General features: G+C 60.0%; 26 protein-coding genes. 6 read left to right on the plus strand and 20 right to left on the minus strand.

Going from position 1 to position 26,605, the window contains the following annotated elements; translation table 11 throughout:
* Positions 1-26: 26 nt before the first annotated feature.
* Positions 27-1,286: a ferric reductase-like transmembrane domain-containing protein gene (locus tag ASG68_RS22815; RefSeq protein ID WP_062585561.1), complete on the minus strand. Its 1,260-nt coding sequence runs from the start codon at positions 1,284-1,286 to the stop codon at positions 27-29.
* Positions 1,287-1,467: 181 nt separating this feature from the next.
* Entirely contained in the window at positions 1,468-1,734 is a 267-nt protein-coding gene (locus tag ASG68_RS31600; protein ID WP_156373658.1) for a hypothetical protein, read from the minus strand.
* 134 nt (positions 1,735-1,868) lie between these two features.
* On the opposite strand from ASG68_RS31600, the gene ASG68_RS22820 reads away from it, so the two are divergent.
* Together ASG68_RS22820 and ASG68_RS22825 are read left to right on the plus strand one after the other, a co-directional pair.
* A complete protein-coding gene (locus ASG68_RS22820) occupies positions 1,869-3,575 on the plus strand; it encodes a M10 family metallopeptidase (RefSeq protein WP_062585559.1) in 1,707 nt (568 codons plus the stop codon).
* 281 nt (positions 3,576-3,856) lie between these two features.
* Positions 3,857-4,477 carry a GntR family transcriptional regulator gene (locus tag ASG68_RS22825; protein WP_062585557.1) on the plus strand — a complete coding sequence of 207 codons (621 nt, stop codon included), beginning with the start codon at positions 3,857-3,859 and terminating at the stop codon, positions 4,475-4,477.
* A gap of 79 nt (positions 4,478-4,556) precedes the next feature.
* Here the strand turns inward: ASG68_RS22825 and ASG68_RS22830 are convergent, their stop codons facing one another.
* The 5 genes from ASG68_RS22830 to cysG all read right to left on the minus strand — a co-directional run bounded on the left by ASG68_RS22830 (position 4,557) and on the right by cysG (position 9,495).
* The gene (locus tag ASG68_RS22830; RefSeq protein WP_062585555.1) at positions 4,557-5,369 is read right to left on the minus strand and encodes a ferredoxin--NADP reductase; all 813 of its coding nucleotides are present in this window, start codon (positions 5,367-5,369) and stop codon (positions 4,557-4,559) included.
* Positions 5,370-5,517: 148 nt separating this feature from the next.
* Complete coding sequence (locus ASG68_RS22835) at positions 5,518-6,015, minus strand: DUF934 domain-containing protein (protein ID WP_062585553.1); 498 nt, start codon at positions 6,013-6,015, stop codon at positions 5,518-5,520.
* A 15-nt stretch (positions 6,016-6,030) separates the two neighbouring features.
* A complete protein-coding gene (locus ASG68_RS22840; protein ID WP_062585551.1) occupies positions 6,031-7,704 on the minus strand; it encodes a nitrite/sulfite reductase in 1,674 nt (557 codons plus the stop codon).
* A gap of 14 nt (positions 7,705-7,718) precedes the next feature.
* Positions 7,719-8,033 (minus strand): DUF2849 domain-containing protein, encoded by a 315-nt coding sequence (locus ASG68_RS22845; protein ID WP_062585548.1) that lies wholly within the window; start codon positions 8,031-8,033, stop codon positions 7,719-7,721.
* Between the two features lies 1 nt (position 8,034).
* Positions 8,035-9,495 carry a siroheme synthase CysG gene (gene cysG, locus ASG68_RS22850; protein WP_062585546.1) on the minus strand — a complete coding sequence of 487 codons (1,461 nt, stop codon included), beginning with the start codon at positions 9,493-9,495 and terminating at the stop codon, positions 8,035-8,037.
* Positions 9,496-9,739: 244 nt separating this feature from the next.
* On the opposite strand from cysG, the gene ASG68_RS22855 reads away from it, so the two are divergent.
* Both ASG68_RS22855 and mazG read left to right on the plus strand, forming a co-directional pair.
* Positions 9,740-10,327 (plus strand): deaminase, encoded by a 588-nt coding sequence (locus ASG68_RS22855; RefSeq protein ID WP_062585545.1) that lies wholly within the window; start codon positions 9,740-9,742, stop codon positions 10,325-10,327.
* Positions 10,328-10,332: 5 nt separating this feature from the next.
* Positions 10,333-11,166: a nucleoside triphosphate pyrophosphohydrolase gene (gene mazG / locus ASG68_RS22860; protein ID WP_062585543.1), complete on the plus strand. Its 834-nt coding sequence runs from the start codon at positions 10,333-10,335 to the stop codon at positions 11,164-11,166.
* Positions 11,167-11,231: 65 nt separating this feature from the next.
* Here mazG and ASG68_RS22865 read toward each other — a convergent pair whose 3' ends face one another.
* The 9 genes from ASG68_RS22865 to dusB all read right to left on the minus strand — a co-directional run bounded on the left by ASG68_RS22865 (position 11,232) and on the right by dusB (position 22,007).
* Positions 11,232-11,762, minus strand: coding sequence for a hypothetical protein (locus tag ASG68_RS22865; RefSeq protein WP_062585541.1), 531 nt, complete (start codon positions 11,760-11,762; stop codon positions 11,232-11,234).
* 122 nt (positions 11,763-11,884) lie between these two features.
* Positions 11,885-13,210, minus strand: a complete 1,326-nt coding sequence (hflX, locus tag ASG68_RS22870; RefSeq protein WP_062585540.1) for a GTPase HflX — start codon at positions 13,208-13,210, stop codon at positions 11,885-11,887.
* 78 nt (positions 13,211-13,288) lie between these two features.
* Positions 13,289-13,531 (minus strand): RNA chaperone Hfq, encoded by a 243-nt coding sequence (hfq, locus tag ASG68_RS22875; RefSeq protein ID WP_018325164.1) that lies wholly within the window; start codon positions 13,529-13,531, stop codon positions 13,289-13,291.
* Positions 13,532-13,642: 111 nt separating this feature from the next.
* Complete coding sequence (locus ASG68_RS22880) at positions 13,643-14,506, minus strand: D-amino-acid transaminase (protein WP_062585537.1); 864 nt, start codon at positions 14,504-14,506, stop codon at positions 13,643-13,645.
* Between the two features lie 25 nt (positions 14,507-14,531).
* Positions 14,532-15,896, minus strand: a complete 1,365-nt coding sequence (locus ASG68_RS22885; RefSeq protein ID WP_062585535.1) for a sigma-54-dependent transcriptional regulator — start codon at positions 15,894-15,896, stop codon at positions 14,532-14,534.
* On the minus strand, positions 15,886-18,159 hold the full coding sequence (locus tag ASG68_RS22890) for a sensor histidine kinase NtrY-like (protein ID WP_062585533.1): 2,274 nt from the start codon (positions 18,157-18,159) through the stop codon (positions 15,886-15,888). Before ASG68_RS22890 ends, ASG68_RS22885 begins: the two co-directional genes overlap by 11 nt.
* Positions 18,160-18,376: 217 nt before the next feature.
* Positions 18,377-19,831: a nitrogen regulation protein NR(I) gene (gene ntrC, locus ASG68_RS22895; RefSeq protein ID WP_062585531.1), complete on the minus strand. Its 1,455-nt coding sequence runs from the start codon at positions 19,829-19,831 to the stop codon at positions 18,377-18,379.
* A complete protein-coding gene (locus ASG68_RS22900) occupies positions 19,828-20,985 on the minus strand; it encodes a two-component system sensor histidine kinase NtrB (RefSeq protein ID WP_062585528.1) in 1,158 nt (385 codons plus the stop codon). The genes ntrC and ASG68_RS22900 overlap by 4 nt, the downstream gene beginning before the upstream one ends.
* A complete protein-coding gene (dusB, locus tag ASG68_RS22905) occupies positions 20,982-22,007 on the minus strand; it encodes a tRNA dihydrouridine synthase DusB (protein ID WP_062585526.1) in 1,026 nt (341 codons plus the stop codon). Before dusB ends, ASG68_RS22900 begins: the two co-directional genes overlap by 4 nt.
* Positions 22,008-22,248: 241 nt before the next feature.
* Between dusB and ASG68_RS22910 the strand changes: the two genes are divergently transcribed.
* On the plus strand, positions 22,249-23,463 hold the full coding sequence (locus tag ASG68_RS22910; RefSeq protein ID WP_062585524.1) for a bifunctional 2-C-methyl-D-erythritol 4-phosphate cytidylyltransferase/2-C-methyl-D-erythritol 2,4-cyclodiphosphate synthase: 1,215 nt from the start codon (positions 22,249-22,251) through the stop codon (positions 23,461-23,463).
* Complete coding sequence (locus tag ASG68_RS22915) at positions 23,460-23,966, plus strand: CinA family protein (protein ID WP_062610200.1); 507 nt, start codon at positions 23,460-23,462, stop codon at positions 23,964-23,966. The genes ASG68_RS22910 and ASG68_RS22915 overlap by 4 nt, the downstream gene beginning before the upstream one ends.
* Here ASG68_RS22915 and ASG68_RS22920 read toward each other — a convergent pair whose 3' ends face one another.
* From ASG68_RS22920 to ASG68_RS22935, 4 genes are all read right to left on the minus strand, one after another.
* Entirely contained in the window at positions 23,967-24,422 is a 456-nt protein-coding gene (locus tag ASG68_RS22920; protein ID WP_062585520.1) for a type II toxin-antitoxin system RatA family toxin, read from the minus strand.
* Positions 24,423-24,543: 121 nt separating this feature from the next.
* The gene (locus tag ASG68_RS22925) at positions 24,544-25,110 is read right to left on the minus strand and encodes an AAA family ATPase (protein ID WP_062585518.1); all 567 of its coding nucleotides are present in this window, start codon (positions 25,108-25,110) and stop codon (positions 24,544-24,546) included.
* Between the two features lie 66 nt (positions 25,111-25,176).
* Positions 25,177-26,160, minus strand: a complete 984-nt coding sequence (lipA, locus tag ASG68_RS22930; RefSeq protein ID WP_062585515.1) for a lipoyl synthase — start codon at positions 26,158-26,160, stop codon at positions 25,177-25,179.
* A gap of 19 nt (positions 26,161-26,179) precedes the next feature.
* Positions 26,180-26,428 carry a GlsB/YeaQ/YmgE family stress response membrane protein gene (locus ASG68_RS22935; RefSeq protein WP_112405091.1) on the minus strand — a complete coding sequence of 83 codons (249 nt, stop codon included), beginning with the start codon at positions 26,426-26,428 and terminating at the stop codon, positions 26,180-26,182.
* Positions 26,429-26,605: the final 177 nt, after the last annotated feature.

Here is a 26,605-nt window from a genome sequence, read left to right on the forward strand (position 1 = left end):
AAACGACAAAAATATGCGACGCACTGCTACCGGAATTCGAACTGCTCGAACTCGACCCGCTTGGGATTCTTGCCGAGGTCCTTCAAACCTTTTTCAATGGCTTTTCTCAAAGGCGACGGACCGCAGAACCAGAGATCGGCTCCCGCCGGATCGACCGTGCTGGACGCAGCGAGTTTCGCCGCATCAAGACGGCCGTCCGTCTTGGAATCATGCAAAGTAAAACTGAAATTGGGAAGCTTTTGAGCCTGCGCCTCGAAGGTATCGAGGCCAATCGCCTCGCTACGATCACGCACGCAATAGACCATGTGAATATCCTGGCCCTCGTCGCCCTTGAGGCGTCCTGCCATGGCGAGGAACGGTGTCACACCGATGCCGCCCGCAAGCCAGATCTGCTTCTTGCCACCGCGCCGGTGGTTGAAATGACCGTAGCCGCCTTCCAGCTTCAGGCGATCGCCAACGGCGATTCCCTCCCGCAGCGCCTTGGTATAGTCGCCGAGCGGCTTGATGGCGAAGCGCACCACGCCGTCGTCATCGATCCCGGCAATGGTGAAGGGATGCGGCTCGCGCAAGCCGGGCTTGTTCACCCGGAAGAAGCCGAACTGACCGGGCTTGGCCTTCAGCGGCCGACGGACGGGACGCGCCGAAATGATCGTCGCTCCATCATGACGGGTGACGTCGAACACTTCATAGGATCGAGTGCGCAACCAGGGGAACAACTGTGTGTAGATGTAGCTCAGCGTACCGACCATCGCGAAGATGTTGAGATACGTCGCCAGCATCGCCGTGCCGTCATAGGGGCGCTTGATGAAGGTCTGGTGGAAAGCCACCATGATAAACAGAAGCCCGATGAAGCGATGAGTCAGCCGCCAGAAGTGGTAGGGAATCTCGATCTTGGTCTTCGGGATGATCTTGACGATGCTGAGGATCAGCAGAACCACCAGGCCATAGAAAGCATATTCGCCCGCCTCTGCGGCCAGCTTGTTCAATCCACCCGTGAGCGACAATCCCTTGAAATCGGGCGTGATGAAATAGTGGACGAGAATGAGGATCAGCACTGTGATCCCGATCCGGCGATGTGTCTGATAGATCCGGTCAAGCCCACCGAAGAGACGCTCCACCAGCGGCGGGCGTGTCGCCATGAACAATGCGATGCCCATGCCTGTGAAAGCCATGGAGGATGCCATCAGCGAGAAGGTTGTCCCTGCATTGGTGTGGCTGACCGCAGGCACGGCCAAAAGCCCCGCAAGTCCAATCAGCGACCAAACAAGAACAGCACCTGCGCTCACGAAATATTCCTCACCATTCCCGCATTCCCCGAGGCGAGACTGGCAAGCCCCCGAAGCTTCGTCAACTGCTATTGTGGAGCATACGAACACGCGACTGGCTTTATTCGTAGCCCTCAAGATTTTGTGTTTGCTCGCAAATTTGTCGCGATTTGAAATCGCGCAAAGCTGCAACTCTGGATCACTAAAGACCGCCCCGAACAAGCGCCTCGCGTGCTTTGTCGGCGAGCGGATGGCCTGGATGACGGCGAATGAAGCGCTCATAGGCCTCCCGCGTCCCCTTTCGTACCACACTGTCATATTCGGATTGAACAGCCGCATCTTTGTCCGGTGGAGGAAGGATCATCATGCCCTCGTTTACTCCCCTCCGGCCCGCAAACGCTGTTACCGGCGTTACAGATAGCGTGATGAAAACAGGCAGAAATTGCCGGCGAGTGATCATTTTCGTCATGAGGATGACTTGGTTTAATACCGATACAGTTGTCAGTTTCTACAGTCGCAACCTCGAGAATCGGGTCACTTCAAGCTTAGCGCAATGAAACCAGCCTACACCGGCATCAAATCGAACACACCAAAGGAAACTCCGTGACTGGTATCAACAAATCGGTAAATTACATTTCCGAAACCGGAAGTCCGCTCATCGACGGCGTCTTGTCAGGCTATGCTTGGGGATCGACCGTCTCATATGCCTTCCCCACAAGCACGAGTAGCTACAGCTACGGCGACGAAAAATATTATGGGTTCACGGCGATCTCGGCAGAGCAGCAGAACGCCGCGCTGTTCACCATGGAACAATCCTTCGGCAACGCCGCCAATGACAGCTTTTCGGTCGAGGGGTTCACCGATCTCGACTTTGAAAAAGGCGGCGCCAGCACCTCGACACTGCGCTTCGCCCAGTCGAACCTTCCGGATACGGCCTATGCGTTCTATCCCGGTCAAGACGAATGGTCGGGTGACACGTGGTTCGGAACGAAATACGAATACAGGGAACCGGTGGCCGGCAATTATGCCTGGTTCACCACGGTCCATGAAATCGGCCATGCGTTGGGCCTGAAACACGGACACGAGACCACCGGTTTCGGGGCGCTTCCGGCAGAATACGATTCCCTCGAATTTTCGATCATGACCTATCGCAGCCATGTCGGCGCCGATATCGATGGCCTGACCACCGAGGATTTCGGCAATCCTCAGACCTTCATGATGGCGGACATCGCAGCGCTGCAGGAGATGTACGGGGCCGACTTCACCGCCAATAGCAGCAATACCGTCTACAAATGGACGCCGCAAAACGGCAAGACGATCATTGATGGCGGTGTTGCGATTTCGCCTGGCGCCAACCGAATTTTCGCGACCATCTGGGATGGGGACGGCACGGACACGTTCGATCTCACCGCTTACAACACCGCACTCAAGATCGATCTACGTCCGGGCCAGGCCTCTCTCTTCAGCGAGGACCAACTGGCCTATCTTGGCGGTGGCCCCAATGACGGGTTCGCCCGGGGCAATATCTTCAATTCGCTGCTCTATAACGGCGATACGCGCTCGCTGATTGAGAACGTCAAGGGCGGATCCGGGAACGACCAGATTATCGGCAATGATGTGACGAATACCCTTCGGGGCAATAGCGGCAATGATACGCTTCGAGGCGTTGCCGGCAATGACGTGCTCATCGGTGGGGCGGGAGCAGATTTCCTGTCCGGCGGCTCGGGCAGTGATACCGCGTCCTACGCAGAGGCCGGCAGGGGCGTTTATGCTCACCTTTACAACTCCTCCGTCAACACCAATGAAGCGACCGGCGATACGTTTTCATCAATCGAAAATCTGAAGGGCAGCCGTTACGCGGACAAGCTCATCGGCAATACCGGCGCCAACATTCTTTCAGGCGATTCCGGAAACGACACCCTGACGGGGATGAGCGATGCCGACAAGCTTTATGGCGGCGCGGGCGCCGACCAGTTGACCGGGGGCAGCGATGCCGACACCTTCCAGTTCAAGGCCCTTTCCGACTCCACCGTCGCGCTTTCCGGACGCGACACGATCTTCGATTTTGGCGGCTCCCAGGGTGACAAGATCGACCTGTCCGGCATCGATGCCAATATCGGTGTTTCCGGCAACCAGGCCTTCAACTACATCGGCACGACCGCATTCAGCGGAAAGGCAGCAGAGCTGCGCTACGTCAAAGGTGCCTCCGAAACCACCATCTACGGCGATGTGAATGGCGACAAGAAGATCGACTTCGCAATTTACCTCGACGATGCCGTCAGCCTGCAGAAGGGTTATTTCATCCTCTGACCACATATGTACGCAACGAAGGCTGGGTAATTTTCAACCCGGCCTTCTTTGTAGTCTGTTCGCCCCGGAAATGGTGCGGACCGCCGAACCTCCATTCTGCCCCCACCCATCACAAGGCCACACCGGTCGCAGGCCGACGCCGCGATTGCTTGCCAGCTAAAGACTTTCTGGAATCATGATTTCATCGGGCGTGAGGCTGAATCGACATTCTGATATATCAGCATTCTTGCCAATGCATTCCGACTGTGGCAGATTGTGATATATCACCATCCGGAAAGCGTATGACGACTCCATCCTCCCAGGCCCATCTCGCCTATCTCGCACTGGAAACCAGCATCGTCACGCTGAAGCTGAAGCCCGGCTCGCTTGTCACCGAAAAGCAATTGATCGACCTTGCCGGCCATGGACGCACGCCGGTGCGCGAAGCGATCCAGAAGCTGGAATGGCAGGGCCTGATCGCGGTGCGCCCTCGCGTCGGCCTTCAGATCACCCTGATCAAGCCGGAAGACCATGCCAATGTGATGCAGGTTCGTCGCAAGCTCGAACCCCTCGCCGCCTCTCTCGTCGCCGAACATGCCGATGCCGAGGCCCGTGCCGCGATGATCGAGTGCGCGCAAACGATGACCGCCTGCTCGATCAATGCCGACATGGAAGGCTTTCTTGCCGCCGACAAGGCGTTCGACGAGATCATGGAGGCCGCCTGCCCTAATGCGTTCCTGACTTCGACGCTGGCGCCCTTGCAGACTCACGCCCGTCGCCTCTGGTTCAGCGCCGCCTCGACGCAGCGTATGGATCGCTCCGTCGACCTGCACGTCAAGGTCATTCGCGCCATCCATCAGGCCGACCCGAAGGCGGCGGCAGCGGCGATGGAAAACCTGATGGATTATCTGGGCGAGCGGTAGATCGCCCCTCCCCCAACATCCCAAAACGAAAACGGCGACCCGAGGGCCGCCGTTTTCGTTTCATTATGGAGAAGAAAGCTTAGCCGACGAAGGCGCGTTCGATGACGAACTCGCCAGGCTTGTTGTTGGCCCCTTCCGTCAGGCCGGCGGCCTCCAGGATTTCCTTGGTTTCCTTCAGCATCTCGGTCGAACCGCAAATCATGCCGCGATCGATCGCCGGATCGAAGACAGGCAGGCCGAGGTCGGCAAACATCTTGCCGTCGCGCATCAGGTTGGTGATGCGGCCCTTGAACGGATAGTCTTCTCGGGTCACCGTCGCATAGTGGCGCAGCTTGTCGCCGACCAGTTCGGCCAGGAATTCGTGATTGCGGATTTCCTCGATCAGGTCGAAGCCGTATTTCAGTTCGGCCACGTCACGAGTCGTGTGGGTCAGGATGACCTCGTCGAACTTCTCGTAGGTTTCCGGATCGCGGATCAGGCTGGCAAACGGCGCGATGCCGGTGCCGGTCGAGAACATATAGAGGCGCTTGCCGGGGGTCAGCGCGTCGAGCACGAGCGTACCCGTCGGCTTCTTGCGCATCAGCACTTGATCGCCGGGCTTGATGCCCTGCAGGTGCGACGTCAGCGGACCATCGGGAACCTTGATCGAGAAGAACTCAAGCTCTTCATCCCAGGCAGGGCTTGCGATCGAATAGGCACGGTAGATCGGCTTGCCGTCGACCATCAGGCCGATCATGGCAAACTCGCCCGAGCGGAACCGGAATTCGGTCGGACGCGTCATGCGGAAGCTGAACAGCCGGTCCGTATAATGCGTGACCTTCGTGACGGTTTCGGCGAAAACGCCGGCAGGGACGGTCGGGGCAAATTCTTCGATCTTGGCAGGAGCATTCATCTCGGCGTCAGGTCCTGTAATGATGAGGCATTTGTTCAGGTATATTCAGATAACAGCGGAATAGTCCAAAAGGCGCTGATTTGGAAGCAATTCCGTTCCAATTATAGCGCCTTTTGCAGATTGTCCGATGCTTCAGTGTGTCGCGCCGTCAGGAGACCCGCCGCCAGCTGTAGGATTTGGCATCGGTCGATGCCCTGGCCGTCGGCTGATAGTGATTGTCGATGCCCGGCAGCCGGCCTTCTGAAAGGCGCTTCAGCGCGGTTGCATTGGTGACGGCAAAGCTGTCGATGCCACAGCGCAGCATCAGTGGCACCTGATCGATCAGGACGTCACCGACAGCGCGGATTTCCCTGTCGTAGCCCAGACGGACACGCAGAAGCGAGGCATGGCTGAAGGCACGGCCATCGTTGAAGGCCGGAAACGCCACCGCAACCAGCGACACCTGCTCCAGGAACGGTTGCAGCCGCGTCACATCGTCGGCCGGCGTGATCAATACGCCGAGACCGCTTTCGCCCGACGCAGCCCTTTCGAGGAAGGTGTCAATGCCGAGAATGGCCTTCTCGTTGGAGCCGGCCTTGGTCTCCTCGGTTTCGACAACCCAGGGATCGTCTGTCACGAAGCCGGTTTCTTTCCAGATCTTGGTCATGTGTCGTGTCCGTCCTTACGCCGCTTCCTGGGCATTGCCGCCATAGAGCGCATCCTTGAACGGCTGCGGTCCTACACGGCGATAGGCTTCGAGGAATATCTCGGAAGCATCCTTGCGAAGTCCGAGATAGACGTTCACGATCGTCTCGATCGCGTCCGTTACCTTTTCCGGCTCGAAGCCGCGGCCGATGATTTCGCCGATCGACGTATTTTCATCGCCGGAGCCGCCCAGCGTGATCTGATAGAGCTCGGCCCCCTTCTTCTCGACACCCAAAAGGCCGATATGGCCGACATGGTGATGGCCACAGGCATTGATGCAGCCGGAAATCTTGATCTTCAACTCGCCGATTTCGGCCTGGCGATCGGGATTGCCGAAGCGGGTGGAGATTTCCTGCGCCAGCGGGATCGAGCGCGCATTGGCGAGCGCGCAATAGTCCAAGCCGGGACAGGCAATGATATCCGTGATCAGGCCGGCATTGGCCGTCGCCAGACCGATCGCGACGAGACCACGATAGACAGCTTCCAGATCGGCAAGTGCGACATGCGGGAAGATGACGTTCTGCTCGTGGCTGATGCGGATTTCGTCGAAGGCATATTCTTCCGCGAGATCAGCGATCGCATCCATCTGGCTGTCGCTGGCATCGCCCGGAATGCCGCCGATCGGCTTCAGCGAGATCGTCACCATGCCATAATCGGGGTTCTTGTGCGGCTGCACGTTCTGCTGCACCCAGCGGGCAAATTCCGGATCGGCCTTCTTCCAGCCGGCGAGATTGGCCCAGCCTTCCGGACGTTCGGTCAGCGGCGGCAGTTCAAAATAAGTCGAGATTGCCTGAACGTCGGCTTCCGGCAGCTTGAGTTCAGTGTTCTTCAGCTGCAGGAACTCCTGCTCCACCTGACCGGCCAGGTTCTCGACGCCAGTTTCATGGACGAGGATCTTGATACGCGCCTTGTACTTGTTGTCGCGGCGGCCGTGCAGATTGTACACGCGCATGATCGCAGTCGTGTAGGACAGCAGGTCCTCTTCCGGCAGGAAATCGCGGATTTTCTTGGCGATCATCGGCGTGCGGCCCTGCCCGCCACCGACATAGACGGCAAAGCCGATTTCACCAGCTTCGTTCTTCTTCAGATGCAGGCCGATGTCATGGACCTGGATAGCCGCGCGGTCGCGCTCGGCGCCGGTGACGGCGATCTTGAACTTGCGCGGCAGGAAGGAGAATTCCGGATGGACGGACGACCACTGGCGCAGGATCTCGGCATAGGGACGCGGATCGGCGACTTCATCGGCTGCGGCACCGGCGAAATGATCGGCGGTGACGTTGCGGATACAGTTGCCGGAGGTCTGAAGTGCGTGCATCTCGACAGAGGCAAGCTCGGCCAGAATGTCCGGCGTATCCGAAAGCTTCGGCCAGTTGTACTGGATGTTCTGGCGCGTGGTGAAATGGCCGTAACCGCGGTCATACTTGCGGGCGATATGCGCCAGCATGCGCATCTGCTTGCTGTTCAGCGTGCCATAGGGAATGGCAACGCGCAGCATGTAGGCGTGAAGCTGCAGGTAGACGCCATTCATCAGCCGCAGCGGTTTGAACGCATCCTCGGCAAGCTCGCCGGAAAGGCGGCGCGTCACCTGATCGCGAAACTGCTCGACACGGTCGGCAACGAAGGCATGGTCGAATTCGTCGTAACGGTACATCGGTCTTCTTTTCCTCAAGCCGCCTGATTGGGGCCGTTCAGACCCTTGTATCCCGGCGCATAATCGATCGTCGGCCCCTCGGCCCGAACACGCTCGCGCAGACGCAGCGGCCGCAGAACGCCGTCCACTTCTTCAATGTCAATCACGTTGACGTCAACCACCTTGTTGTCGGCAAACGCTGCTTTCCCGGTTGCCTCGAGCGCCGTCACGGCCTCGGCATGGCGCGCGATAAAGGCATCCTGCAGCGATTCCACCCAGTTGCCCGAGGCATCGAGCCAGACGGAAATGCCGTCGGACAGGCGGTTTGCGGTCAATACCTTGTCAGCCATTTCAATTCCTCACTTCGTCAGTCAGTTTGCGCGGCATATCGGTCGAAACGGAGGCGCCCACCACCCTGCCCGTGACCAACGGCTGCGAACGTTCGAAATTTGCGCCGGCGACGGCATCGCCGATGATCACCATCACCGGGCCGTCCAGTTCATCGCGATGCTGCAGGTCCGGCAGATCCTTCAGCGTGCCATGCAGCAGCTTGCGTTCGGCGCGGCTGGCATTCTCGATCACCGCGACGGTGGTTTCCGCCGGCAGGCCCGCTTCCATCAGCCGGGCAGCGACGGAAGCAGCCACGGTGCGGCCCATATAGACGGCGATTGTCGCGCCGGAAATGGCAAGACGCGCCCAATCCGGCAACACATCGCCGGCAAGGTCGTGACCGGTCGTGAAAATTAGCGACGAGGCGACACCGCGCAGTGTCAAAGGAAGCTCGAAATCGGCGGCGGCGGCAAAGGCCGAGGTAATTCCAGGCACGATCTCATAGGTGACGCCCGCATCTCGCAGGGCAGCCATCTCTTCACCGGCACGGCCATAGACCAGCGGATCGCCAGACTTCAGCCGCACGACACGCTTGCCGTCCTGGCCAAGATGGACCAGCAACTGGTTGATCTCATCCTGCGACTTGGAATGGCAACCCTTGCGCTTGCCCACCGACAGGCGCTCGGCATCGCGCCGGCCCATATCGACAATCGCCTGCGGCACCAGCGCGTCGTACACGATCACGTCGGCTTCCATCATCACACGCTGCGCCCGCAGTGTCAGCAGGTCTTCGGCACCCGGGCCCGCACCCACCAGCCAGACATGACCATGGGCGCGGCCGCTGGCATTCAGCAGCTTCGAAGCCTCGCGACGGGCTTCCGCAACATTACCGAGTGCGACCTGATCGGCAACGGCACCGGAGAAGAAGCGGCGCCAGAAGACGCGGCGGGATACACCGCGCGGCAGCAACCGGTCGACCGCATCGCGATAGGCCTGCGCCAGCGTGGCGAGGGCACCGAGCGACGGCGAAAGCAACTGGTCGATCTGCGCCCGGATCATCTGCGCCAGCACGGGACCGGCACCTTCCGTGCCGATGGCGACGGCAACAGGCGCACGGTTGACCAGCGCCGGCGTCAGAAAATCGCAGAATTCGGGCTGATCGACCGCGTTGGCGGGGATTTTCTCGGCCCGGGCCGCAGCGACAATCACACGATCCTGCGCCGCGTCACCCGTGGCGGCAAAAACCATGGTCGCGCCAACAACCTGAGAAGCCTCGAAGGGCTGCTTGACAAGCGAGATGTCATTGGCGGCGAGAAACACGGAGAAATCGGCTTCGGGCTGATCGGCATAAGCAACGATGCGCGCCTGCGTGTTCATCAGCAGCCTGACCTTGGCAAAAGCCTCGTCGCCATTGCCGAAAACCGCCACGCATTTCTGCGCAACGCGGAAGAAGGCCGGAAAGACGGTCAGTTGTTCGGTCATCGGTTTGGGAATGTGATCCTGTTACAGGTGCTGGAAAATATCCCTTTTATAGAGGGAAAATTGAAGAAACAGAAATTCCGATGACTTTGCAGGGGGATATTCTTTTGCTCGAACCCGCCGCAATTTGAGCAAATATCACCGGCCGTGTCGCCGCCGCCACATTCTGCGGCAAGCGATGCGGCATTGCACAAGGCAGCGCCTATCCGTTAAATGCGGATATTTGCAGTTCCCGGAGCCGCCCCAGATGAGCAATACCGATCTCGCACGCCGCCTTCTTTCCGTCATCGAGGCCGACATTCTGCCACTGACGGAAATGGGCGTGGCGGCCGGAAACAAGGTGTTCGGGGCCGCGATCCTGCGCAAATCCGACCTATCCCTGGTGATCGCCGAAACCAACAACGAGACAGAAAACCCGCTCTGGCACGGCGAGGTCCACACGCTCAAGCGCTTCTACGAGCGCGCCGAAAAGCCGGACACCAGGGATCTGATCTTCCTCTCGACCCACGAGCCCTGCTCGATGTGCCTGTCCGCCATCACCTGGGCCGGCTTCGACAATTTCTACTATTTCTTCAGCCATGAAGATTCGCGCGATGCCTTTGCCATCCCGCATGACCTGAAAATCCTCAAGGAAGTCTTCCGCCTGGAGCCCGGCGGCTATGCGAAGAACAACGCCTTCTGGCACTCGTCGTCGATCGCCGATCTGGTGGCGACATCCGATGAGACGGCAAAACCTGCTCTACGAGAACAGGACGCCCGGATCCGCGCACGGTATCAGGGCCTTTCCGACACCTATCAGTCCGGCAAGGACGACAATGCCATTCCGCTGAATTGAGCCCCATGCAGCCCTCCCAGAATATCACCCGCCTCATCGAGATCATGGAAGCCCTGCGCCAGCCGGAAACCGGCTGCCCCTGGGATATCGTCCAGACCTTCGAGACCATCAAGCCCTACACGCTCGAAGAAGCCTATGAAGTGGCCGACGCTATCGAGCGCAAGGACATGGACGACCTGTGCGACGAACTGGGCGACCTGTTGCTGCAGGTGGTTTTTCATGCGCGCATGGCCGAGGAAGCCGGCGATTTCGCTTTCGGCGATGTGGTCGAGGCGATCACCAAAAAAATGATCCGCCGCCATCCGCATGTCTTTGCCCGCTCGGACGCGGACACCCCGCAGGCGGTCAAGCTGCAGTGGGACCAGATCAAGCAGGCGGAAAAGGCCGAGCGTCGCGAGCGACGTGTACGTCGTGGCCTGCCAGAGGAGACCGACAAGGGCCATCTCGGCTCCGTCCAGCGTAGCTTTCCCGCGCTGGTGGAAGCCCTGAAACTGCAGGAACGCGCGGCAAAGGTCGGCTTCGACTGGTCCTCGCCGGAACCGATCCTCGACAAGATCGAGGAGGAAATCGCCGAACTGCGCGAGGCGCTCGCCTCGAACGACAAGGCGAAGGTGGCGGACGAACTCGGCGACCTGATCTTCGCCGTCGTCAATATCGGCCGCCATGTCGGCGCCGATCCGGAAATGGCGCTGCGCGGCACCAACACCAAATTCCGCCGCCGCTTCTCCCATATCGAAACTGCGCTGGAGGAAAACGGCGAGAGTCTGGAAGCGGCGACGCTGGAGCGGATGGAAGAGCTGTGGCAGGCCGCAAAGGCGATCGAGCGGCAATTGAAGTAGACGGCTTGGGCTCTTTACGTAGGGTCAGGCCGTAACGTGAACCGAACCTACCCGCTTGATCACGATCACTCTCCTGTCCATTCCGAAGAATCGTAGCCGGGAACCACAGGAACCGGCGGCCCATATTTGCGGTGATATACCCTTAGCATTTCAAACAACTGCCTCGCGGATATGCCGACCATCCAGTTTGACTGGAATTCAATCTCACTTCCGTTTTCCAACTCGAAAACAAACGTCTTGACCGTCCGATACTGACCGCTTTCGCGGAACCTGATCTTGGAAATAGCGGACCACAACAGCATTTTGGCGCGCGGCTGCAGGAAGGTCACGGAATTCGCATCAATGATCACGACCGGCTTCTCGAAATCCATTCGGGAAAGCATTCGCCGCAGAACAACGATGCATCCGGCGGCTAGCAGACACCACGCGATCAGGCCGATGGCATGTCTCGCGGGAAAATCGGGGACAAGTTTGCCGACCGACGTAATGATGATCAGAGGAAGAATCAGACCCGCGGCGTAGGCGCAGAGCCGATACGGAGCTTCTGACTCCTTGAACTCCCATCGCGGAAACTCATCCGTGCTCTTCGGGTCCATGGACTTTGATCGCTCCGCATTCGGAAGCACGCCCCTGCCGAAATGCGGAGGTCGTGGGATACGGAACATGTCCGTCCATTCCCTAACAAAGGGTTCAAAAGCGAAAAGTTATGAGAAACGGCTCACCAGTCCTGAGCCGCAGCCTTCGGACCATTGCCCAGCCGACGATCCAGTTCATCCGCCTCGTTCGGCGTCATGCGCAAATCAAGGCTGACGGAGCCGTCTTCCATGTCCTCGCGGCCATCGACCATGGTGTGCTCGTAGATCCAGGACAGGAGCTGCAGCTTGTTCGGCGGCAGCACGACTGTCGTTTCCGTCAGGACACCGGAAAGGCGCTTGTTGATCTCGTTGAGCAGATGATCGACGCCCTCGCCCGTAACGGCGGAAACCGCCACCGTGCTCTCGCTGTTCTCGGCCTTTTGCACGAGGCTGATATGCGCCTCCTCGCCGAGCAGGTCGATCTTGTTCCAGACTTCGAGAATGCGCTCGGAGCGTGCCTTTTCGTCGATCCCCAGATCGTCGAGGATGCCGATGACGTCCTGTGCCTGCACCGCATTGTCGGGATCCGAAAAATCGCGCACATGCAGGATCAGGTCGGCTTCCAGCACCTCTTCCAGCGTCGCACGGAATGCGGCAACCAGATGGATCGGCAGGTCGGAGATGAAACCGACCGTGTCGGACAGGATCACCATGCGCCCGTGCGGCAGCTTCATCCGCCGCAGCGTCGGGTCGAGCGTGGCAAACAGCATGTCCTCTGCCAGCACGCCGGCGCCGGTGATGCGGTTGAACAGGGTCGATTTGCCGGCATTGGTATAGCCGACCAGCGCCACGATCGGGTGCGGCACCTTCTTGCGCTTTGCCCGGTGAAGCTGGCGGGTGCGGCGCACCTGCTCCAGCTCCTTCTCGAGCTTGATGATCTTGTCCTGCAGCAGCCGGCGGTCGGCTTCGATCTGCGTTTCACCCGGACCGCCCATGAAGCCCGCACCACCGCGCTGGCGTTCAAGGTGGGTCCAGCTGCGAACCAGCCGGCCCTTCTGATAGTTGAGATGGGCCAGTTCGACCTGCAGCGTGCCTTCCTTGGTGGAAGCACGGCGACCGAAGATTTCAAGGATCAGACCGGTCCGGTCGATGACCTTGCCGTTCCATTCTTTTTCCAGATTGCGCTGCTGCACCGGCGTCAGCGGATGATCGATAATCACCAGACCGGCATTGTGCTCGCTCAGGAGATGGCCGATTTCTTCGATCTTGCCGCTGCCGAGCAATGTGCCCGGCTTCGGCTGCGCGACCGGCACGATCATGCCATGGACAACGTCGAGATCGATCGCGCGGGCCAGCCCGATGGTTTCTTCCAGCCGGCTCTCGTCGCTGCGTGTCGACGTCGCGGCAATGATGTCGGCACTCTGTTTCCCGGTCTTTTTCAGGACCGGGACGATGACGACGGCGCGCATGTCATCACGGAGCTTTTCCAGCTCCGGAATGATTGACGCCGATTTTGTATCACGCTTGGTAATCTGTTCTGTATCCCGTCAGGATGCGGATTCTTCGCTCTCGAACATCTGCATCGGCTGTCCCGGCATAATTGTCGAGATCGCGTGCTTGTATACGAGCTGGGAGTGCCCGTCACGCCGCAAGAGGACACAAAAGTTGTCGAAAGACGTGACAACGCCTGTGAGTTTCACACCATTGATAAGAAAAATTGTCAGAGATATCTTCTGCTTGCGGACGGTGTTGAGAAAAAGATCCTGCAAGTTCTGAGAACGTTCCGCCATAGCGCCGCTTCTTTCTTATTGTCCGGTCCGATGTAACCGGTTGAATATACGATCTGAATACCCTGAACGCCGCGAAAAAGAGCTCTCGCAGGCATCCCCCCGGATTTGGTATCAAATCACGGTCTTTTCCGCAATGTCGAAAAAGGCTTCGCGAATTTTCTGTGACACGCTGCCCGGGTGCCCGTTGGCGATGGTTTTACCGTTAACGGCGACAACAGGAAAACAGATGCTCGTCGCGGCCGTGATGAAGACCTCGCGGGCCTCCAGCATGTCCTCGACCGTGAATGCCTCCTCGACGATCTCCATGCCGAGCGTATCCGTCACATCCTTCAAGGTCGTGCGGGTAATGCCGCGCAGAATGCCGTGCTCCGCATGGCGTGTGCGCAGCCGCCCGTCGCGATCGACGATCCAGACATTCGTCGCTGCCCCTTCCTTCACCGTACCGTCGGCATCGACGAAGATCGCCTCCTGCGCGCCCTCTTCCCTGGCCGCCTGACGCGCCAGCACGTTCGGCAGCAAGCCGACCGACTTGATATCCACCCGGTCCCAGCGGTTTTCCGGCACGATGATCGCGCGGATACCGTTGGCATTCTTTGCCGCGATCACCGAGGCATCCGTCCGCTTGGCGGTGACGACCACCGTCGCGGGCGTGCCGTCCTTCGGGAACACATGGTCGCGCCGCGCCGTGCCGCGCGTCACCTGCAGGTAGAACAGCCCGTTGCGGACGCGATTGCGCCGCAGAACCTCGCGGATGACGACCACGAGTGCGGCCCGCGTCATCGGCCAGTCGATACGCAATTCACTGAGCGACCGGTCCAACCTGTCGAGATGCCGTGTCAGATCAACGATCAGACCATGGCGCACTTCGCAGACCTCGTAGACTCCGTCGGCAAACTGGAAGCCGCGGTCTTCGATATGGACGCCAGCGTCCGCATGGCGCTGATAGGCGCCGTTCACATAGGCAATTCTTGTCATCGAATAGGGTGTTCCAGATAAAAGGTCAGACGCCCAGCGATTTCAACTTGCGGTGCAGCGCCGAGCGCTCCATGCCGACAAACTCCGCCGTGCGTGAAATATTGCCGCCGAACCGGTTGATCTGGGCGATTAGATAGTCCCGCTCGAACATTTCGCGCGCCTCGCGCAAAGGCAGCGTCATGATGTGCTGGTCGCCCTGCGCCGAAATCTTCGGCAGGCTGTCGCCGACCTCGCTCGGCAGCATGTCGGCCGAGATCGCCGCATCCGGACCGTCGCTGCGGGCGAGGATCATCAGCCGCTCGATGTTGTTGCGCAGCTGCCGAATATTGCCCGGCCAGTCGTGGGATTGCAGAACGGCCAGCGCGTCGTCGCCGATCTTGCGCGTGCGGATGCCCGCCTGTTCACTGACCTGGCGCATGAACATGTCGACCAGGAACGGAATGTCTTCGCGCCGCTCGGCAAGTGCTGGCACGCGGACGGGAATCACCGCCAGCCGATGGTAGAGATCTTCCCGGAACGCCCCTTCGGCAATCTGGCTTTCGAGGTTGTAGGCGGTGGACGAGATGATGCGAACATCGACCTTGACGCGCTTTGAGCCACCGACGCGCTCGAACTGCTGGTCGACCAGCACGCGCAGGATCTTGTTCTGCGTCTCGCGCGGCATTTCGCCGACTTCGTCGAGATAGAGGATGCCGCCATGCGCTTCTTCCAACGCACCCGTCTTGCGGGGCTGGCCTGGCGTTCCCTCGGTGCCGAACAGCGCAATCTCCATCCGCTCGGGCGTGATTGCCGCCGCATTCAGTGCGACGAACGGGCCGGCACTGCGCGACGATTTGCGATGGATCATCCGGGCGACGAGTTCCTTGCCGGAGCCGGACGGGCCGTGGATCATGATGCGGCTGTTGGTCGGCGAGACTTTCTCGATCGTCTGGCGCAACTGCGAAACAGCGACCGACGTGCCGATCAATTCGACCGGATCGCCCGAGCGTTTTTTCAGCTCCGACACTTCCTTTTTCAGCTTGGAATTTTCAAGCGCCCGCTCGGCGATGAGAATCAGGCGGTCGGCCTTGAACGGCTTCTCGATGAAATCGTATGCGCCGCGGCGAATAGCGGAAACGGCGGTCTCGATATTGCCATGGCCGGAAATCATCACCACCGGCAGATCGGGATAGCGGCTCTTCACCTCATCCAGCAGCGCCAGGCCGTCCAGCCGGCTGCCCTGCATCCAGATATCGAGAAAGACCAGCCGTGGAACGCGATCGCTGATCGCCGCGAGCGCGCTGTCGCTGTCGAATGCCGTCCGCGTTTCATGGCCTTCGTCGGACAGGATACCGGAGACGATCTCGCGGATGTCCTCCTCGTCGTCCACAACCAGAATGTCAGCCGCCATGGGAAGTATCCTTATCCTGTCTGTCTTCGTTGCCGCCGCTTTGTCCGGCCGGCGGCAAGAGAATGCGAATCATGGCGCCCTGTCCGTGATCGAAATCGGCGGGTGCGTCATGCAGTTCCAATTGTCCACCGTGGTCCTCGATGATCTTCTTGACGATCGCAAGGCCAAGTCCGGTGCCCTTTTCCCGCATGGTCATATAGGGCTCGAGAATCCGATGGCGATTTTCCGTCGGCAGGCCACGACCGTTGTCGATCACATCAACAACGAACTGGCCACTCGTTTCATTCAGTCGCGAGCGCACCATCACCTTACGCTCGCCGCGAACGGCATCCGCAGGCAGTGCCTCGATCGCTTCGACGGCATTCTTGATCAGATTGCCGAAGGCTTGGCCGAGCATGCGGCTATCAAATGTGCCGTTCAACGGCTCGTCGCCGAAATCGCGAATGAAGGTGACGTGATTGTTGCCCATTTCCCGCAGGAAAATAGCGTCCTTCAGGATGCCGCGCAGATCCGCATTTTCCTTGGTGGGTTTGGGCATGCGCGCAAAACCGGAGAATTCATCGACCATGCGGCCGATGTCCTCGACCTGGCGCACGATCGTGTCGGTACACTGATCGAACACCGTCCGGTCGTCCTGGTTGATCTGTTTGCCGTAGCGCCGTTTCAGGCGTTCAGCCGAAAGCTGGATCGGTGTCAACGGGTTCTTGATCTCGTGGGCAATGCGCCTAGCGACGTCAGCCCAGGCAGTCGAGCGTTGCGCGATCACCAGATCTGTAATGTCATCGACGGTGATGACGTAGGAATCCTTGGCGTCGTGCGATTCCTCGCGCGTCACCTGGACATTCAGCGTCCGCTCGGTTCCGCCACGCATGATGTTGATCTGCTTGCGATAGTCGTTGCGGTGGCGGCTGGCGGCCTCGTTCAGCACCTGCTCGATCTCCGGCGCCACGTCGGCAAGCCGTTCACCGACCAGTTCAAGCGCCGAGCGCGACAAGAAATGCTCCGAAGAGGGATTGGCAATCGTAATCCGCTGGTCGTCCTCGACGCCGATGACGGCCGCCGTCACACCCGACAACACCGCCTCGATGAAGCGGCGGCGGTTGTCCATCTCATCCTTGGCCTCAAGGATCTGGTCCCGCTGCGTGCGGATTTCGGCGATCATCTTGTTGAAGGTACGCGACAGGCTCCCGACGTCGCCATCGACAGCATGCACCGGCACGATCACATTCAGGTTGCCGCTCGCAACGCTGTCGGCCGCGCCGATCAGCAGCCGGATCGGCCGGACGATCCGGTCGGCTACCGCGATTGCGGTCCAAATTGCTGCCAACAGCACGATCAGCGCGAAACCGAGATAAAGCACGCCAAACGCCAGCTGCAGCGATGTCCGGCCGGCTTCGAGGTTCTTGTATTCGGCGGTGTTCTCCTCCATCAGCCGCATCGAGCGCATGACCTTGGGGTCGACGGTCCGCACGGTGTAGAGATAGGCCCCCTGGATATTGTCGATCGGAATGATCGCGCCGACGAGGTTGGTCACTCCCGGCGGAATAAGCGTCGGCTGGCCGGAGACCGTGCTCAGGAGAGCGTCCTTGGGGATCGCCGGCAAGGGCCGTTCCGTCGGAATATTCGCCTGAAGGATGGGCGTCCCATCTCCGCGCACAAGAAACGCACCCAGCATGCCGCGCCCGCGCGCCTGCCGGGTCATCAGTTCTATGAAGCCGGTGCGGTCAAGGCTGTAGAGCTGGCGGTTGCGCTCGAGGTCATTGGCCATCGAGACCGTCTGGCCCTGCAGGTAACTGGCGTTTTCCAATACGTAAGCTTCGGCCACATCCAGCGACGAGCTGACGATCGATTGCGTCCGCAGAGAAAACCAACGGTCGAGCCCGACATCGAGCGTAATACTGGCAAAGATCGCGACGAGGATAGCGGGCGTGATGGCGACGATCGAAAACAGTGCGACGATGCGTACATGCAAACGCGCAGCCGCACGACCACGGCTGCGGGCCTTCAGGAGGCGCGTGATCTCGCGACCGATCAGGAAAAGGAGCCCGATCACGAACAGGGCGTTGATCGCCGCTGAACCGATGACAATGTTGGTTTCCGGCTTGATCGGCGTCAGGCCAAGAAGGACGAGCAGCGAAATGATCGCGCAAACCAGAGCGCCGGTTGCGAGCAACAACCCGGGCAGCGCGAACGAGGCGCGCCGATCGTGACCGGACACAACAACCTCGTCTTTCGCCAGCGGCACAATCAGCCCTTCGGCCATCAGAAATGCATCCCCCGACCCGGCATCGCGTATTGGGCGATGGCAGGCTTTCTACGCTTCGTGGTCAAGAAAATGACCGCACCGCATCCGGTTCTCGAAACGCAGTTTCCGCGCCGTGACCGGATGGGACAGTTGGCAAGCCAAAAAGACACACCAATGTCCGTGTGCTTTCTAAGCAACATAATGTGGCGAAAATGCAACGATTCTGAGCGGGAAGTCAAGCACTCCGTGAGCTGCGGTAAACGGAAACCCCCAGTTCACGGATCTTCTTGCGCAGCGTGTTCCGGTTCAGGCCAAGCAGATCGGCGGCCTTTATCTGGTTGCCGCGCGTCGCCGTCAGCGCAGCCAGGATCAGCGGATATTCCATCTCGGCCAAAACCCGGTCATAGAGGCCGGCAGGCGGCAGCCCATCGCCGAATCCAGCGAAATACTGCCGCATGTTCTCTTCAACCGCCTGCGAGATCGACATGGAGCCGGACCGGCCGGACACCTTTTCGATCGGGCTGTCGGGAATGTCGGATCTAAGCTCGCTCTCGATAATCTCCTTGGTGATCACGTCCTGCGGATAGAGTGCCGTCAGGCGGCGCACGACGTTTTCCAGTTCGCGAACATTGCCCGGCCAGGGATGCGCCTTCATCAGTTCCAGCGCCTCCTGGTCGAACCGCTTGACGTCCAAACCTTCCTTTTCCGCCTGCTGGACAAAGTGGCGGACGAGATCGGGAATGTCTTCCGCGCGGTCACGCAGAGGCGGCAGGCGCAAAGGCACGACGTTCAGGCGATAATAAAGGTCCTCGCGGAACAGGCCCTGGTTGATCGACTGCTTGAGGTCCTTGTTTGTCGCCGCGACGATACGCACATCGGAGCGGATCGGCGTGCGACCGCCGACGGTGGTGTATTCGCCCTGTTGTAGCACGCGCAGCAGCCGGGTTTGTGCATCCATCGGCATGTCGCCGATTTCATCGAGGAACAGCGTACCGCCCTCCGCCTGCTCGAAACGACCGGTGGACCGGTTCTGCGCGCCGGTGAAGGCGCCTTTCTCGTGACCGAACAGTTCCGATTCTATCAGGTCGCGCGGGATGGCCGCCATGTTGATCGCCACGAACGGGCCATTGCGGCGCTTGCCATAGTCGTGCAGCGCGCGGGCAACGAGTTCCTTGCCGGTGCCGGATTCGCCGGTGATCATCAGCGTCAGGTCGGTCTGCATCAGGCGCGCCAGAACACGGTAGATTTCCTGCATGGCGGCGGAACGGCCGACCAGCGGCATGCCGTCCTGCGTGTCGTCTTCCTGCTTGACCGGCTTGCGCTTCGGTTCGGCCAGCGCCCGGCCGATGATGGCGATCAGTTCGGTCAGATCGAAAGGCTTGGGAAGGTAATCATAGGCACCCTTCTCCGATGCCTTGATCGCCGTCATGAACGTGTTCTGGGCGCTCATCACCAGCACAGGCAGATCGGGCCGTGCCTTCTTGATGCGCGGCAGAAGATCGAAAGCATTTTCGTCGGGCATCACCACGTCAGTTACGACGAGATCGCCATCGCCGGCCGAGATCCACCGCCACAGCGTTGCCGCGTTCGAGGTGATGCGGACGTCATAGCCGGCGCGGCTGAGCGCCTGGTTGAGCACGGTGCGGATGGCAGCGTCGTCGTCGGCGACGAGGATGGTGGCGCCAGTCATCGGGATTGTCCTTTTATGATGGTCGGTGGTTCGCTGTCTTCCGCCGTCGGTCCCTTGGACGCCGGCATCAGGACGCGAAATGTCGTGCGGCTCGACTGGCTGTCGCACTCGACGATGCCGCCGTGGCCGCCGATGATCTTGGCGACGAGGGCAAGGCCGAGGCCCGAACCGTTGGTCTTGGTGGTGATGAAGGGATCGAACAGGTGCGGCAGCAGATCGGCTGGAACGCCTGGTCCGTTATCGTGCACGCAGAATTCCAACGGCAGCGATATCTTCTCTCGCGTACCGGCGACAGAGAGCCGGATGCCAGGCCGATAGGCCGTTGTAAGCTGGATTTCACCGTCCGGCTTGTCCGCGACCGCCTCGGCGGCGTTCTTGATCAGGTTGAGGAAAACCTGGATCAACTGGTCACGATTGGCGTAGACCGGCGGCAGCGACGGATCGTAATTCTCGGTGATGCGGATTTTGCGCGCAAAGCCTGCCTTGGCGATCGCCTTCACGTGATCGAGCACCGAATGGATGTTGACGGGATGCCGGTCCACCGGCCGCTCGTCGGAAAACACTTCCATACGGTCAACCAGCGAGACGATGCGATCGGTCTCATCGCAGATCAGCCGGGTCAGCGCCCGGTCGTCGTCATTGACGGAGGTTTCCAGCAATTGCGCGGCGCCCCGGATGCCAGAGAGTGGGTTCTTGATCTCATGGGCCAGCATGGAGGCAAGACCGGTCACCGAACGCGCGGCAGCCCTATGTGTCAACTGGCGGTCGATCTTGTCGGCCATGGAGCGTTCCTGGAACACGATGACCACCGAGCCGGGCTCGGAAAGAACCGGCGCAACATAGAGATCGACGAGCTTGTCGGCGCCCAGACGCGGTGAACTCAGGTCGACACGGTATTCATTGACGGCGGCGCGTCGCTCACGCACCTGCTCGATCAGCGTGAGAAGCGGGCTTCCAAAGGGAATGAACGCGCTGATATCGTGACGGGCGAGATAATTGGCGCTGGCGCCGAAAAAGGCCTCCGCTTCCCAGTTCGCGAAGGTGACGAAACCTTTTTCGTCCACCAGGATGACCGGGTTCTGGATGGCGTTCAGCACCGCCATCGGCAATGAGTTGATGGCCCTTTTATCGTCGTCACCGATCTTGTCGGTCATGCGGCGTCCTTTTCTTCTTGTCGGCCGGGCATCGCGCTGATGGCTGCCACCGTGCCGGCAAGGACAGCGCGCGGGTCGATCGATGTCATGATCGCGGCTTTGTCCTGCGGCGACAGGTCCGGCGCGAAATAGCCGAGATACCAACCGATATGTTTTCGCGCATGCCGAAGCCCGACATCGGCCCCGTAAAACTCCAGCATCATGGTGTAATGCTCGGCAACGATCTCCGCGATCGCGTCCGTATCCGGATGCTCAACCGCTCCGGCCAGCACGCCCGCATGCCACGGACGCCCCTGGCTGGAACGGCCGATCATCACGGCATCGGCGCCCGAGCAGCGCAGGATCTCGTGGGCATCCGACGTGGTCGCCACATCGCCATTGGCGACCAGCGGTACGGAAATCACATCGCGAACCGCGCGGATCGCATCCCAATCGGCCTTGCCGGTATAGAACTGCATGCGGGTACGGCCGTGAATAGTGATCATCTGTACGCCGGCTTCTTCGGCCCGCTTGGCGATCAGCGGCGCATTGATCGAATGTTCATCCCAGCCCAGCCGCATCTTCAGCGTCACCGGCACATCGACCGCCTTGACCGTGGCCTCGATCAGCGACAGCGCATGGTCGGGGTCGCGCATGAGTGCAGAGCCGGAATAGCCGCCGGTCACCTTCTTGGCCGGACATCCCATATTGATATCAACGACAGCAGCGCCGTTATCCGCGACGATCTTTGCCGCCTCGCCCATCCAGTAGGCTTCACGTCCGGCAAGCTGGACCATATGCGGATCGATGCCCGAGCTTTTCAGGCGCGCCCAGCTTTCCGACGCATTGCCGACGAGTTCGCGGCTTGCTACCATTTCGGTCACGACCAGCCCGGCCCCGTAGCGCCAGGCCAATTGCCGGAACGGCAGGTCCGTCACGCCCGACATCGGCGCAAGCACGACACGGTTTCGAAACGTGAGCCGCCCAACCCGGAACGGGGATGACAAATCCGGTATCTGCAAATGATTATCTTTCGGGCACATCTTTATTCTGCACTATTTTTAGACATACTTATTCAGCTTGCCAAGCGTTTTCAAACGCACCGCACAAAATTCCATGGACAACTGGTCAAGGCCGGACCTTCACGGTACATCACAGCGGAATTGAAGCGGTGCGCCGCAGCACGTGTGATCCGGTCTTTGGCACCACCACCGAACGGCCGGCACTGCGTTCGTTCGGAATCCGATCCGAACGGCGACAGAATTGCAGGAAGCCATATAAAAGATGCAGGCAAAAGAACAGTTTTCCTGTGGGGTCGTGATCGTGGCTGCCGGCCGCGGCGAACGCGCAGGCTCTCCCGCCGATGGACCGAAGCAGTATCGTCCGATCGGCGGACGCCCTGTAATCACTCATACGCTCGAGACTTTTACGACCTGGCCGCAGAACACGATAATCGTCGTCGTCATTCATCCCGACGACGAAGCGCTGTTCGAACATGCGCTCGGCCTTGTCCCGACTACCCCCGCGACTATCCGTTTCGTCCATGGCGGCCCGACCAGACAACTTTCGGTTCTCGCCGGATTGAAAGCGCTGGAAGGCGTCGGCATCACCCATGTGATGATTCATGACGCTGTCCGGCCTTTCGTCGATCATGCGCTGCTGGATCGCTGCCACGCAGCCTTGGTCAATGGTGCCGAAGCCGCCCTCCCCGCCATCGCCGTTGCCGATACGCTGAAGCGCGGCGCGCCGGATGGCACCGTCGCCGAGACGGTGCCAAGAGCCGGCCTGTTCGCCGCGCAGACGCCGCAATGCTTCAATTTCGCGCCGATCCTGACGGCCCATAAAAATGCGGCCTCATCCGGTCGCTCGGACTTTACCGACGATGCCTCGATCGCGGAATGGGCCGGGATCCCGGTAACGCTGATCGAAGGATCGGCCGACAACGTCAAGCTGACAATCAAACGGGATATCGCCATGGCGAATGAAAAGCTGAGCCGCAACGCCCTTCCCGACGTCCGCACCGGCAACGGGTATGACGTCCACCAACTGGTCGAAGGAACAGGCGTGACGCTCTGCGGCATCTTCATCCCGCATGACCAGGCACTGCTTGGCCATTCCGATGCCGATGTCGCCCTGCATGCCCTGACCGACGCCCTGCTTGCCACCTGCGGCGCCGGCGATATCGGCGACCATTTCCCGCCATCCGACCCGCAATGGAAGGGCGCTCCCTCGCGCATCTTCCTCGAACACGCGGCCCGGATCGTACGCGACCACGGCGGCACGATCATGAATGCGGATATCTCGCTCATTGCCGAAGCACCGAAAGTCGGACCGCATCGGCAGGCGATGCGCGAGAACCTCGCCGGCATGTTGTCGATCTCGCTGGACCGCTGCTCGGTGAAGGCAACGACGAACGAAAAGATCGGTTTCGTTGGCCGCCGCGAGGGCATCGCCGCCATTGCCACCGCAACGGTCGTTTACGCAGGACAGGCATCATGAGCGGCTGGCCAAGTGATATAGAAGACAAGGCAAAGGCGCTGATTTCGGCATTTTCAGAGCGCGGACTCAATGTAGCCACAGCCGAATCCTGCACCGGCGGCCTGATTGTCGGCGCCCTGACCGAGATCCCCGGTTCCTCCTCGGTCGTCGATCGCGGCTTCGTCACCTATTCCAATGACGCAAAGATGCAGATGCTCGGCGTCGACGCGGCAACCCTGGCTGCCTATGGCGCGGTGTCTCGCCAGACAGCACTGGAAATGGTCGCCGGCGCGCTTGCCCACTCGCGCGCCGATGTCGCGGTCGCCGTCACCGGCATTGCCGGCCCCGGCGGTGGATCGATCGACAAACCGGTCGGCCTCGTGCATCTCGCCGCCTCCGCGCGCAGCGGCGGCGTGCTTCATCGCGAGATGCGCTATGGGGATATCGGCCGCGATGCCGTTCGGCTGGAAACCGTGCGCACCGCACTGGACATCCTGGAAGAAGTGGCCGGCAGCGCCGACTGATCAGGAGGCCGGCGCGTAGATCGTATCGGCGCGCTTTTCAAAGGCTTCGGAAAACATGCGGAAGGCCCGGTCGAACATCGATCCCATCACCGCACCCAGGATACGGCTCTTGAACTCGTAATCGATGAAGAAATGGACGGAACAGCCGTTCCCGGCCACATCCTCGAACCGCCAGCGGTTGTCGAGATATTTGAACGGCCCATCGATATATTTGACGTCGATGATCCGCTCCGCCTTGTTGAGCAGCACCTGCGTCGTGAAGGTCTCGCGGATCGCCTTGTAGCCAACGGTCATGTCGGCCACCAGCAACTCTTTCCCATCACGCTCTTTGCGGGAGCGAACGGTCAGGGCCTCGCAGAGCGGCAGGAATTCCGGATATTTCTCCACGTCCGCGATCAGATCGAACATCTGGTCGGGTGTGTGCTTGACGGGCCGGCGGGTCTCGAATTGTGGCATGAGGTTCAGATATTCAATGCATTGATCAAAAACAAGATGGCATGATGCCTCATGCCCAGCACCCGACCAACTGACGCTACGTCAGTCAGATCAGCCCTTGCCTGACCTTACGGCATCCACGTCACAAGCCGCCAAGATGCTTCAGCAACTGCCGTGTCTCCGCGTGGGACCTGACGATCAGCACCGGCACATCCAGTCCATAATCCGCCAGCTTCTGCTCGATCTCCGGACTTTCGGTTTTCTCGAAGTTCCAGATATAGCGCAGGAACTCTACCGAGAGCCGCTCGGGACATCCCTCCGCCATTTCCGGGCGCGTCCGGCCACGATATTTCAGCCAGCGGGTCACCACGCCGTAGAGCGAGACCCTGCGCGGTGGCCGCATCCACAGCACCAGATCGGTTCGCGGCAGGCGCAGCGGCAGTGTGCCTGGGCTGGTCCCATCCATGATCCAGCGCGACTGTTCGACAGCCTGCACGACGGCTGCCAGCGCCTCGGCCCGTGGGCGCTGCACCCAGCCTGGCATCCAGAAGACGTCACGATCCATCGAGACATAGGGCAATGCGAAGCGAGCCGAAAGCATCTGCGCCAGTGTGCTCTTGCCGCTTCCGGAGCAGCCGATGATCAGCACACGTTCCGCCCACGACAGCAGATCAGCGGCTTCGGCAAGGTCGGCCAGATATCGCGCCATTCCGGTCTCCGAAAATGAAAAGGCCGCGGTGTTGTCGACCGCGGCCGTTCAGGGAAAGCGACGAGGTTATTCCGCCGCCGCGAGCAGCTTCTTTTCACGCGCGGCCCGGAGCCGTGCGAAATCGTCGCCGGCATGGTGCGAGGAACGCGTCAGCGGGCTGGAAGCCACCATCAGGAAGCCCTTGGTATAGGCAACCGTCTCGTAGGACTTGAACTCTTCCGGCGTGACGAACTTTTCGACCTTATGGTGCTTGCGGGTCGGCTGCAGATACTGGCCGATGGTCAGGAAGTCGACATCGGCCGTGCGAAGGTCGTCCATAAGCTGGAGCACTTCATTGCGCTCTTCACCGAGGCCGACCATGATGCCGGACTTGGTGAACATGGTCGGATCCAGTTCCTTGACCCTCTGCAGAAGGCGGATCGAATGGAAGTAACGCGCGCCCGGGCGAACCGTCAGGTAGTTGCCGGGAACGGTTTCCATGTTGTGGTTGAACACGTCCGGCTTCGCGGCGACGACACGCTCCAGCGCGCCCGGTTTCTTCAGGAAGTCCGGCGTCAGGATTTCGATCGTCGTATTCGGAGAAGCCGCGCGGATCGCCCAGATCACCTTCTCGAAATGTTCTGCGCCGCCATCGGCGAGATCGTCACGGTCGACTGAGGTGATGACGACGTGGCTCAGCCCCATCTCGCGCACCGCCTTGGCGACGTTTTCCGGTTCGGCCAAATCCAGCGCGTTCGGCTTGCCGGTCGAGACGTTGCAGAAGGCGCAGGCGCGGGTACAGATCTCGCCCATGATCATGAACGTGGCGTGCTTCTTGTCCCAGCACTCGCCGATATTCGGGCAGCCGGCCTCCTCGCAAACCGTGACGAGCTTGTGCTCCTTCACGATCGAGCGGGTTTCCTGGTAGCCCTTCGAGACCGGCGCCTTCACACGGATCCATTCCGGCTTGCGCATCACCTCGTTGTCGGGGCGGTGCGCCTTTTCGGGATGGCGGACGCGGGGTGCATCTGTGGCTTCGGCAAGATTGGTTCTGTCGAGAATGGTGACCATCAATAACCTGCTTTCGACGTCAGCGTCTGACGATTTTCGCGAGGAATAGCAAAATGCACGAGCCGACGAAACCCTGCACGAGGTAACCCAGCCATCCGCTGGCAACATGGATGCCAGCGCTATCGAAGATGGCATTGGCGAGCAAGGCGCCGACAATGCCGATCACGATGTTCATGAAGATACCGAAGCGAATGTCCATCAGCTTTCCGGCGAGCCAGCCCGCCAGTCCACCGATGATGATTGCCGCAATCCAGCCGATGTCCATGATATTTCCTTGCCCACCAGAACCCAATATGGGTGTGAATTAACCAGTGTTCCAGACGCTTCCCCTCACCAACAAAATCTAAGACTTAGCTGAAGCTAAGGTCTTGATTTTGTGTCCTCTCCCACAAGGGGAGAGGTAACGGCGCCGAGTGCGCGGCATCGATATCTCTCCCCTTTTGGG

Source organism: Rhizobium sp. Leaf453 (assembly GCF_001425605.1).
GTDB lineage: Bacteria > Pseudomonadota > Alphaproteobacteria > Rhizobiales > Rhizobiaceae > Pararhizobium.

What these genes read in the sequence shown, in the direction of transcription:
- ASG68_RS31600 (WP_156373658.1), bottom strand. Translation starts at nt 1,734, where the DNA reads ATGACGAAAATGATCACTCGCCGGCAATTTCTGCCTGTTTTCATCACG.
- ASG68_RS22825 (WP_062585557.1), top strand. Translation starts at nt 3,857, where the DNA reads ATGACGACTCCATCCTCCCAGGCCCATCTCGCCTATCTCGCACTGGAA.
- ASG68_RS22830 (WP_062585555.1), bottom strand. Translation starts at nt 5,369, where the DNA reads ATGAATGCTCCTGCCAAGATCGAAGAATTTGCCCCGACCGTCCCTGCC.
- ASG68_RS22835 (WP_062585553.1), bottom strand. Translation starts at nt 6,015, where the DNA reads ATGACCAAGATCTGGAAAGAAACCGGCTTCGTGACAGACGATCCCTGG.
- ASG68_RS22840 (WP_062585551.1), bottom strand. Translation starts at nt 7,704, where the DNA reads ATGTACCGTTACGACGAATTCGACCATGCCTTCGTTGCCGACCGTGTC.
- ASG68_RS22845 (WP_062585548.1), bottom strand. Translation starts at nt 8,033, where the DNA reads ATGGCTGACAAGGTATTGACCGCAAACCGCCTGTCCGACGGCATTTCC.
- cysG (WP_062585546.1), bottom strand. Translation starts at nt 9,495, where the DNA reads ATGACCGAACAACTGACCGTCTTTCCGGCCTTCTTCCGCGTTGCGCAG.
- ASG68_RS22855 (WP_062585545.1), top strand. Translation starts at nt 9,740, where the DNA reads ATGAGCAATACCGATCTCGCACGCCGCCTTCTTTCCGTCATCGAGGCC.
- mazG (WP_062585543.1), top strand. Translation starts at nt 10,333, where the DNA reads ATGCAGCCCTCCCAGAATATCACCCGCCTCATCGAGATCATGGAAGCC.
- ASG68_RS22865 (WP_062585541.1), bottom strand. Translation starts at nt 11,762, where the DNA reads ATGGACCCGAAGAGCACGGATGAGTTTCCGCGATGGGAGTTCAAGGAG.
- hflX (WP_062585540.1), bottom strand. Translation starts at nt 13,210, where the DNA reads ATGCGCGCCGTCGTCATCGTCCCGGTCCTGAAAAAGACCGGGAAACAG.
- hfq (WP_018325164.1), bottom strand. Translation starts at nt 13,531, where the DNA reads ATGGCGGAACGTTCTCAGAACTTGCAGGATCTTTTTCTCAACACCGTC.
- ASG68_RS22880 (WP_062585537.1), bottom strand. Translation starts at nt 14,506, where the DNA reads ATGACAAGAATTGCCTATGTGAACGGCGCCTATCAGCGCCATGCGGAC.
- ASG68_RS22885 (WP_062585535.1), bottom strand. Translation starts at nt 15,896, where the DNA reads ATGGCGGCTGACATTCTGGTTGTGGACGACGAGGAGGACATCCGCGAG.
- ASG68_RS22890 (WP_062585533.1), bottom strand. Translation starts at nt 18,159, where the DNA reads ATGGCCGAAGGGCTGATTGTGCCGCTGGCGAAAGACGAGGTTGTTGTG.
- ntrC (WP_062585531.1), bottom strand. Translation starts at nt 19,831, where the DNA reads ATGACTGGCGCCACCATCCTCGTCGCCGACGACGACGCTGCCATCCGC.
- ASG68_RS22900 (WP_062585528.1), bottom strand. Translation starts at nt 20,985, where the DNA reads ATGACCGACAAGATCGGTGACGACGATAAAAGGGCCATCAACTCATTG.
- dusB (WP_062585526.1), bottom strand. Translation starts at nt 22,007, where the DNA reads ATGTGCCCGAAAGATAATCATTTGCAGATACCGGATTTGTCATCCCCG.
- ASG68_RS22910 (WP_062585524.1), top strand. Translation starts at nt 22,249, where the DNA reads ATGCAGGCAAAAGAACAGTTTTCCTGTGGGGTCGTGATCGTGGCTGCC.
- ASG68_RS22915 (WP_062610200.1), top strand. Translation starts at nt 23,460, where the DNA reads ATGAGCGGCTGGCCAAGTGATATAGAAGACAAGGCAAAGGCGCTGATT.
- ASG68_RS22920 (WP_062585520.1), bottom strand. Translation starts at nt 24,422, where the DNA reads ATGCCACAATTCGAGACCCGCCGGCCCGTCAAGCACACACCCGACCAG.
- ASG68_RS22925 (WP_062585518.1), bottom strand. Translation starts at nt 25,110, where the DNA reads ATGGCGCGATATCTGGCCGACCTTGCCGAAGCCGCTGATCTGCTGTCG.
- lipA (WP_062585515.1), bottom strand. Translation starts at nt 26,160, where the DNA reads ATGGTCACCATTCTCGACAGAACCAATCTTGCCGAAGCCACAGATGCA.